Genomic DNA, 6,508 nt, shown 5'->3' with positions numbered 1-6,508 from the left:
GCGGACGAAAGTGATCGTAGTTTGGAAACTGAGGAACTGATCTATCAGATCATGGGCCTCATACTCGGCGGCAGTGACACGACGCGGTCGGGTTTCAATATGATTGTTGCAAGGCTGCTGGCAGACCGTTCGCTTTGGAATGAAGTTCAGGCGGATCGCTCGCTCATTCCAGCGGCAATAGAGGAATCCCTTCGCCTTGAGCCACCCGTTGGCGGCATGCCCCGCTACTGTTTGGAGCCCATTGAGATTGGAGGAATAAGCATACCAGGTGGTCAGCTAGTTGGGCTCTCGGCCCTGTCTGCAATGCGCGACGAGACAAAGATTAGCGATCCGGAGACTTTCGATCTTCACCGTAAGGATCGTCCTCTTCCTCATCTGGTATTCGGCGCAGGCGCACATCGGTGTCTTGGTGAAATGCTTGCTCGATTGGAGATGGAAGAAGGACTGGCTGCTCTGCTCGACGGGGCCCCCGATATCGAAATGGTCACGGCCCCGGAGATGATCGGTGCACTCGGCCTCCGCAAGTCAACCCCGATGATCGTGCGGATTTCATGAACTTACCTGTTCAGTTGCAGGTCCTGTAAGAGCTGGCTCCAGCTATCGGCCGCACTCAAAATTGAGGTCCACTGAGGGCTCGCTCCTGCCGCTAAACACGCTCGGCATTCTGGTCGGCTCAGCGGGACAATCCGGCACCCTGAGGCGTGCCCTGGGGAAGCTAATGGAATTGGCAAAGCGCCAATCTCCAGTGCTTTCCCCAACAAGTGCTTTCTGCAGCTACCGCTCAAGAGCATACCCGGAGTAGGCTGTAGGCTGGTGAAGCAATACCTGCTATGCATCTAGTGAACTTGAGCGGAAGTGAGTTCACTGTGTTGGACATCCCGAGAACCCAATATGCGGATTGCGACGGTATTGATATCGCCTTTCAGGTATTTGGTCGGGGTGAGAAAGATCTAGTCTATGTGCCCGGGACGATCTCTAACATCGAAATGGCTTGGGAAGACCCCAATCAAGCCAGGTTTTTTGAGAGTTTGGCTGAGTGTTTCCGCGTCATTATTTTTGATAAGCGAGGGCAAGGCGTTTCGGACCCAATCCAAGGTGCGCCAACCTTTGAAGAGCGCATGGAAGATGTGGGCGCGGTTATGGATGCAGCTGGGTCCCAAAGCGCCACACTGTTGGGAACATCTGAAGGTGGCCCGATGTGTATTTTGTTCGCAGCAACTTATCCGGAAAAGGTGGACAACCTCGTGCTTCATGGGTCGATGGCCAAATTTTGCGCGGGAGAAGACTATCCATACATGCCTACCAAGGAGAACTTGGTTGAGGAATTTCCGAAGACATGGGGAACGCGTGAATCCGTTGCGATATTTGCACCAGACATTCTTGGTGATGTCGAGGCTGAAAGGGCGTTCATCAGATTCCAACGTCAGGTATGCTCCCCAAACATAATTCGGCAAACCTACGAAATGACAACGAAAATGGATATTCGATCGGTCTTGCCGCTTATCGATGTTCCAACTCTAATATTGCAACGCAGGAAAGACCGGGCGGTCAACTACCGCAACGGTCGTTACCTCGCAGATCATATCCCCAACGCAACCTATCTTGAGTTGCCTGGTCGAAATCATGTGATTTTCCTGGGCGAGACCCAAGATGTCGTACGGGCGGTCACACAGTTTGCAGAGATAAGCAAAACAGCTGAGAGTGTCCCAGACAAACGCCTGTCCACTGCACTTTTTACTGATATTGTTGGCTCCACGGAAATGTTGTCACAGATGGGCGACCGGCTTTGGCGCAAGACGCTAGACAGACATGATGCAATAACATCGGAAGCGGTAGCCGAGTTTAAAGGCCGTGTGGTCAAAAGCACCGGCGACGGAAGCCTTGCGCTCTTTGACAAGCCCTCGCGCGCAATCCGATGTGCCGCCAGTCTGGTGGTTATGTTGGGAGAAGTCGGAATCCCCATTCGCGCGGGGCTGCACGCAGGCGAAGTCAGGGTTCGAGGCGACGATGTGACCGGCATGGTCATTCATACCGCAGCCCGAGTTGTCGATCAGGCTCACGCTGGAGAAGTTCTAATTACTCGTCTACTCGCGGATCTTACCGCAGACCAAGGTTTTGCAGTCGAAGACTGTGGAACGCATAAACTCAAAGGGCATTCCGAACAGACGGAGCTCTTGCGAGTACATTAGCTGAGATAATCCGCGCGCATAAGACATAGCAGGCCGTTGCTTAAGATAGGGCAATTACAATGACGACCTTGGGCTCGTCTGCATCATCTGAGTGTTACGGTCAGATGTGCGCAAAGCCGAGTTAAGGAGCCATTCGAGACGACGGAACCGCGCGGCGACGTCCGCTTTGGTGCCTCACGACCACATCAAAAGGCAGCAGTCCATGGTGTGAGCAGCGTTTACGTCTACTCGACGGGACTGACCTGAAGTTGGCGCAAGTGGCGACGACAGGCTGCAGCGAGGCAAATTTCAAGGTGGTTCGGTGCGAACTGATCCGACTTGAGAGGGACGCAGTGGGACGAGGGCGTTTATTAATAAGACCGGCGAAAACTTCCCAAGACGCTCCGAGTTTGCCCGCATCTGAAGATACCGCCTGCGACGTCGTTACGATACGTCTTTGCGCCGAGCCGACAGCTCGTTGTAATTTCGCACAAAGTCAGCCTGCAACCTGTCAGCAAACGCACGCGCATCAGCCTCCGCGTAGCCCTTAGTCGACACGGGTTCGCAGAAGCGTATCCGGATTTCGCCCGAATGCGCCCGAAACGTGCCGAGCGGCATGGCATGGTGGCCACCGTGGATGATCACGGGGACAACAGGTACCTGCGCCCTTATCGCGATGAGGCTGCCGCCGACCTTGAAAGGACCGATGCCGTCTATTCCGGAGAGTTTGCCTTCTGCGCCCCATCCCACTCTGCCGCCCTGTTTCACGATGGAGACCATGCGCTCTACCAGCGGATCTGTGGCTTTCCTATTGCCCCTCGCGATTAGTTCGATATCGACCCTGCGGCATGCCGCTCGGGCGAAGGGAAAATACCTGTAGAGGTCGGCTCCCGCGAGGCAGTCTATATGCGGCCAGATCCCAACGAAATAGGCCGCAACATCCGCAAAGGACGTCTCATTGTGGCACACGACGCACCCCCTGCCCATTTCCGGAACCTCGCCCTCTATCGACACACTGACGCGACAGGTATCGAGAAACCTAGAGAAATGACGTTCCAAGAGATTGCGTGCCTGAATAGAACCCCGCTCCGTTTGAGCGATCTGAGCAAGTACGAACGGTGCGCCACCCAGAAAACGCAGCGATGCGCGTCCGCCCCGCCAATACTCCCAGAATTCTATCGCATGGTGGCTCATCTGATCTCGCTCCAGCGAACGGCCAACACTGCGCCAACTCATTGCGAAATGCAAACCAGTAGCAGCTTTGGGCTCGTTTGGGTCATCTGAGGCTTTTTGTCGGATGACCGCAAAGCGGTCGACAGCGGCCACTGACGCCTAGTCCCGGACGCGGCAACGTCCGCTTCCTGGACGCTGCGACTGCTTTTACCAAGTCCAGCCATTCGCTGCGGAAGCATCCCATGTCTCAAATGCGGAAGAGAGCGGATTCCTTGCTTGCGCTTCAGAACCAAATGCTTGTCCGCTTGACGGCGAAAAGAGCATGACTTAGAAGCACACTGCTGAGCGGGCGTCGTATACTGGCTATTACCTCAGCCTTCCAAGCTGATGAAGCGGGTTCGATTCCCGCCGCCCGCTCCAAAAAATCATTTCCGACAGATCGCCGACAAAGAAGGGCATTACTTTTTCCTAATATTTTGAATTTATTCAATATAGTGAATTTTTCACCTCTGTCTTCCAAGCTGATGAAGCGGGTTCGATTCCCGCCGCCCGCTCCAAAAGCCCCCTCCGTGCACTGCGACAGGACAACAGACCCCTCGCTTAGGGCGTATCACTCACTTGTTTTCCAGACCTGTTCCATCAGGGCGGCGTGCCGGCGTTTCCCATCAAAAGCACAGGGAAGGGTCCGATTGCCGCCGCGTTCGGGCGCCTTGCGACAAGCGCGGCGCTTGACCCCGGTGGAAAGGCGCGCCATGACCTCCTGACGAAGACCGAGGAGAACAGATGGCCCGCGCCCCCGCACCCGCGCACAGAGCACCGGATGAGCGCAAGAAGTCCCGCAAGATCGGCGCGCTTCGTGCTTTGGCACCCTTCATGCTGCCCTACAAACTGCTGATGACGGCGGCGCTGCTGGCGCTTGTTCTGACGGCCATGGTGTCGCTGACCCTGCCGCTCGCGGTGCGCCGGGTCGTGGACAATTTCAATACAGAAGACACCCGGCTTCTCGACCAGTATTTCCTGGCAGCGCTCTTCATCGCAGGGCTTCTGGCGCTGGGCACCGCGCTGCGCTTCATGTTGGTGACTAGGCTGGGCGAACGGGTGGTGGCCGATATCCGCAAGGCGGTCTTCAACCGTGTCATCGAGATGAGCCCTGCGTTCTACGAAAAGATCATGACCGGCGAGGTTCTCAGCCGGATCACCACCGATACCACGCTCATCCAGTCGGTGATCGGCTCGTCTGTCTCCATCGCCCTGCGCAACGCTCTGATCTTTCTGGGCGGGCTGGTGTTGATGCTGCTGACCTCGGCCAAGCTATCGGGGCTGGTGCTGCTGATTGTGCCCGCGGTGCTTGTCCCGATCCTGACGCTGGGCCGCCGCATGCGCGTGATCAGTCGCGAAACCCAGGACTGGATCGCGGCATCCTCGGGCAATGCCTCCGAAAGCCTGAGTGCCGTTCAGACGGTGCAGGCCTTTACCCACGAGGCCGCCAGCCGCAGCCAGTTCTCGGAGATCACCGAGGCTTCCTTCGACGCGGCCAAGCGGCGCATCCGCATCCGGGCGCTGATGACGACGATCGTGATTTTCCTGACCTTCTCGGGCATCGTCGGTGTGCTCTGGATCGGTGCGCGGGACGTGCGCGCGGGCGACATGAGCCCCGGCGCACTGGTGCAGTTCGTCATCTATGCGGTGATGGTGGCGGGTGCCGTCGCGGCGCTTTCCGAGATATGGGGCGAGTTGCAGCGCGCCGCCGGTGCGACCGAACGGCTGGTCGAGCTGCTTGAGACCGAGGACAGCGTGCGCGACCCCGACGACGGGCTGCCACTTAAGGCGCCGGTGCAGGGGCGGATCACCTTCGAGGACGTGCATTTCTCCTACCCCGCGCGACCCGAAACACCTGCGCTCGACGGCGTGGATATCGAGATCAACCCGGGTGAGACGGTGGCCTTCGTCGGCCCGTCCGGTGCGGGCAAGACGACGATCATCCAGTTGATCCTGCGCTTTTACGACCCCTCGCAGGGCCGCATCACGCTTGACGGCATGGACCTGCGCGACCTCAGCCGTTCGGATTTCCGCCGCGCCATCGCCCTTGTCCCGCAGGACCCGATCATCTTCGCGGCCTCCGCAACCGAGAACATCCGCTTCGGTCGCCCGGACGCCACCTTCGAAGAAGTGCAGGCCGCCGCCAAGGCCGCTGCCGCGCATGAGTTCATCACCGCGCTGCCCGAAGGCTATGACAGCTATCTTGGCGAGCGGGGCGTCATGCTCTCGGGTGGTCAGAAACAACGTATAGCTATCGCCCGCGCCATCCTGCGCGATGCGCCGGTGCTGTTGCTGGACGAGGCCACAAGCGCGCTCGACGCCGAAAGCGAACGTGCGGTGCAGCAGGCCGTCGATACCCTTAGTGCCGACCGGACGACCCTGATCGTCGCGCACCGTCTTGCCACGGTGAAAAAGGCCGACCGCATCATCGTGCTGGAAGCCGGGCGCGTCGTGGCCAGCGGCACGCACGACGAACTAGTCGCCAAGGGGGGGCTCTACGCGCGCCTCGCCCGGCTACAATTTACCGATGGTATCGCCGCCGAGTAATTCCCCCTAGATTTGTGCGCCCTCTCGCGCATACTGTCCGCGATCCATAGAAACAGGGGGTTACCGACATGGGATTGTGGAGTTTTGTCAAAGGGGCCGGCAAGAAGGTCTTTGGCGGGGATGACGACGCCGAGGTATCGGGTGCCGCCCTTCAGGACGAACTGAAAGAACTGGGGCTCGAGACCGAAGGGCTCGACATCAAGGTCGAGGGTGATCAGGTCAAGGTCAGCGGCAAGGCCGCCAGCCAGGAGATGAAGGAAAAGGTGATCCTTGCCGTCGGCAACGTCGAGGGCGTGGCCTCTGTCGAGGACAACATCGAAGGCGGCGAGGGCGAGCCCACATTCCACACGGTAGAAAAGGGCGACACCCTCTGGGCGATCTCGGAAAAGACGCTGGGCAAAGGGGCCCGCTACAATGAGATATTCGAGGCGAACCGTCCGATGCTGACCCACCCGGACAAGATCTATCCCGGACAGGTGCTGCGCATTCCCCCGGCCTGATGGGCACGGAAAGGGCAATACTGTCAGCATTGGCTTACAGCATCGTGTCACAGGCGTTTGCGCAAACCGCGCAAACGCCAT

Annotated in this window: 5 protein-coding genes and 1 tRNA gene; 5 read left to right on the top strand and 1 reads right to left on the bottom strand. The window is 58.3% G+C overall.

The genetic code is table 11. From position 1 onward, the window contains the following. Together AB2B41_RS18155 and AB2B41_RS18150 are read left to right on the top strand one after the other, a co-directional pair. On the top strand, nucleotides 1-555 hold a 555-nt coding region (locus AB2B41_RS18155; protein WP_367879237.1), incomplete at its 5' end, for a cytochrome P450. Nucleotides 556-869: 314 nt separating this feature from the next. Further along, on the top strand, nucleotides 870-2,189 hold the full coding sequence (locus AB2B41_RS18150; protein ID WP_367879236.1) for an adenylate/guanylate cyclase domain-containing protein: 1,320 nt from the start codon (nucleotides 870-872) through the stop codon (nucleotides 2,187-2,189). Between the two features lie 423 nt (nucleotides 2,190-2,612). Here the strand turns inward: AB2B41_RS18150 and AB2B41_RS18145 are convergent, their stop codons facing one another. Beyond that, nucleotides 2,613-3,494 carry a lysophospholipid acyltransferase family protein gene (locus tag AB2B41_RS18145; protein ID WP_367879235.1) on the bottom strand — a complete coding sequence of 294 codons (882 nt, stop codon included), beginning with the start codon at nucleotides 3,492-3,494 and terminating at the stop codon, nucleotides 2,613-2,615. A 192-nt stretch (nucleotides 3,495-3,686) separates the two neighbouring features. Between AB2B41_RS18145 and AB2B41_RS18140 the strand changes: the two genes are divergently transcribed. From AB2B41_RS18140 to lysM, 3 genes are all read left to right on the top strand, one after another. Then, nucleotides 3,687-3,761 (top strand) — tRNA-Gly (locus tag AB2B41_RS18140). A 363-nt stretch (nucleotides 3,762-4,124) separates the two neighbouring features. Continuing rightward, the gene (locus AB2B41_RS18135) at nucleotides 4,125-5,927 is read left to right on the top strand and encodes an ABC transporter transmembrane domain-containing protein (RefSeq protein ID WP_367879234.1); all 1,803 of its coding nucleotides are present in this window, start codon (nucleotides 4,125-4,127) and stop codon (nucleotides 5,925-5,927) included. 68 nt (nucleotides 5,928-5,995) lie between these two features. Then, complete coding sequence (gene lysM, locus AB2B41_RS18130; protein WP_367879233.1) at nucleotides 5,996-6,427, top strand: peptidoglycan-binding protein LysM; 432 nt, start codon at nucleotides 5,996-5,998, stop codon at nucleotides 6,425-6,427. Nucleotides 6,428-6,508 lie beyond the last annotated feature (81 nt).

This window comes from Sulfitobacter sediminis (assembly GCF_040811725.1).
Classification (GTDB): Bacteria; Pseudomonadota; Alphaproteobacteria; order Rhodobacterales; family Rhodobacteraceae; genus Sulfitobacter; species Sulfitobacter sediminis.
Note: the sequence above shows the minus strand (reverse complement) of the source record. Positions and strands in the feature narration are given on the sequence as shown.

Coding starts and splice junctions, on each gene's coding strand:
- AB2B41_RS18135 (WP_367879234.1), top strand. CDS start 4,125: ATGGCCCGCGCCCCCGCACCCGCGCACAGAGCACCGGATGAGCGCAAG.
- lysM (WP_367879233.1), top strand. CDS start 5,996: ATGGGATTGTGGAGTTTTGTCAAAGGGGCCGGCAAGAAGGTCTTTGGC.